This window comes from Bartonella sp. AP72JLCBS (assembly GCF_042195705.1).
Classification (GTDB): domain Bacteria; phylum Pseudomonadota; class Alphaproteobacteria; order Rhizobiales; family Rhizobiaceae; genus Bartonella.
On sequence record NZ_JBHIOU010000055.1, the window covers coordinates 1 to 2,039 of the forward strand.

Below are 2,039 nucleotides of genomic sequence, written 5' to 3' on the forward strand. Positions count from 1 at the left end.
CTTTAGCAGAAACCTATTTACGTATGCGGGGTATTACATGTGATTTGCCTCCTGATTTACGCTTTTACGACAAATGTTCGCACCCCTCTGGGGTTACACTGCCCGCGTTGATTGCTTTTGTTAAGGGTGCTGGCTCTTTTGCCATTCATAGAACCTTTTTACAAGCCAATGGCTGCAAAACAGACCAAAAAACAGCAAAAGCCATGTTGGGATCTGTAACGGGTGGCGCGGTGCATTTAAGTCAAGCCAATCCCAAACATCTGGTCATTTGTGAGGGCATTGAAACTGGTCTGGCTCTTTTGTCTGGGTTGTTATCAGAGCCCGTTAATTTATGGGCGTCTCTTTCAACCCTATGAAAATGCAAAATAGATATAAAATATCTATTCCAACAGTAGCTATTGAAGAAATAGTAAAAATACATTACATTAGAACTACTTTGTAACACATTAAGTGGTCGTAAAATGGCTGAGACAACATTTACCTTTCGCGTCGATGATGTATTAAAAAATGAATTTTCTAAAGCAGCAAAGGCGTGTGATAGATCTGGTGCGCAATTATTGCGGGATTATATGCGCGATATCGTAAAAGAACAAAAAGAAAAAAGTGCACACGATTTATGGTTTCGGGAACAAGTTCAATTAGGGATAAATTCTGCTAATGCAGGTGATATAATATCTTCTGAAGAAATCGAAGCAGAAGCAAGGGAATGGCGCTTAAAAACACAAAGTAAACTAGATAGATCAACTTTATGAAGCTAACTTGGACACAAGTAGCACACGTTGACCGCAAAAAGATACGTGAATACATATCACAAGATAATCCTTCTGCTGCCTTAAAGTTTGATCAACTTTTATCTGAAAAAGTAGAAATACTTGTTAAATTTCCTACTCTTGGTCGTTTAGGACGAATTATAAATACACGTGAACTTATTGTATATCCAAATTATATCATGATTTATGATATTTCAAATGGCGTTGTGCGTATTTTACGTGTGCTTCATACAAAGCAAAAATTTCCTTAATCAACTGTATTTTTATTTATTTGCTAATTGAAGCAAATTATTTTCTACAATACTGCGCTCCGTATCAGTAAGTAATGATAGATTACTATTTTTCTAATATTGCGAATATGATTGGCATAATGCACTTTGCACACCGCTTAGTTTCTACTCGTAAAAATAATGATGATACTCTTGGTAAATGACGCTTTATTGTCAATGATGTGACAGTCGAAAAGCTTGGGGAATTGTTAAAAGAAACCCCCCGTGGTCTCTTAATGGAGCGTGATGAATTGGCTGGTTTTTTAGCCAATCTGGAAAAAAAGGAATATCAAACAGACCGTACTTTTTATCTAACGGCTTTTAATGAAGATGATCAATTTACCTATGACCGTATCGAGCGTGGAACCATTTTAATCCTTCTGTCACTTTATCTATGATTGGAGGCATTCAACCCCTCACGAATTATTCCACTCATTCAAGCAATACACCGTGGAATAAACGATGACGGTTTATTCCAATGATTTCAAATGCTGGTGTGTCCCGATGATACAAAAGATTGGCAATTGGTTGATAGACCGCCCAATCAAGAGGGGTGGCAAAAGTATGAAGGGGTTTTTCGTTCTTTTCGTGATAAACGCTTAGGGTCTCCCGAACAGCCGCTGATCATGCGTTTTTCTGCTGAAGCACAAGTGAAGTTTTATGAATGGTTAGAGCATCTTCATAAAGAGGCAAAAGGAGGTAGTTACTCAGAAAGCTTACAATCGCATCTTTTAAAAATGCCAAAGACCATAGCAAGTCTTGCGTTGATTTTTGAACTTCTTGACACTGGTCGTTTAGAAATTGGACTCTATGCCATCACAACAGCGTTGCGTTGGACAAGTTATCTGTTAAGTCATGCCAAAAGACTTTATGCGGCGGGGGATACATTAACAGCAGAGCGTGCAAAATTAATTGTCGAGCGTTGTGATTGTTTACCCGATGTTTTTACAGCAAGGGATGTTTATAAACGTGATTGGAAATATTTAACAGACAATCAAAC

The 2,039-nt window shown here is 37.9% G+C and carries 2 protein-coding genes and 2 pseudogenes; all 4 read left to right on the top strand.

Translation table 11 applies throughout. The features are described 5' to 3' along the window. A pseudogene (locus ACFILO_RS09255) lies at positions 1–356 on the top strand (virulence-associated protein E); the annotation flags it as partial. 105 nt (positions 357–461) lie between these two features. Further along, positions 462–752: a CopG family ribbon-helix-helix protein gene (locus ACFILO_RS09260; protein WP_375678196.1), complete on the top strand. Its 291-nt coding sequence runs from the start codon at positions 462–464 to the stop codon at positions 750–752. Next, on the top strand, positions 749–1,021 hold the full coding sequence (locus ACFILO_RS09265) for a type II toxin-antitoxin system RelE/ParE family toxin (RefSeq protein WP_375678197.1): 273 nt from the start codon (positions 749–751) through the stop codon (positions 1,019–1,021). The genes ACFILO_RS09260 and ACFILO_RS09265 overlap by 4 nt, the downstream gene beginning before the upstream one ends. Before the next feature lie 200 nt (positions 1,022–1,221). After that, positions 1,222–2,039 (top strand): annotated as a pseudogene (locus tag ACFILO_RS09270) (DUF3987 domain-containing protein); the annotation flags it as partial.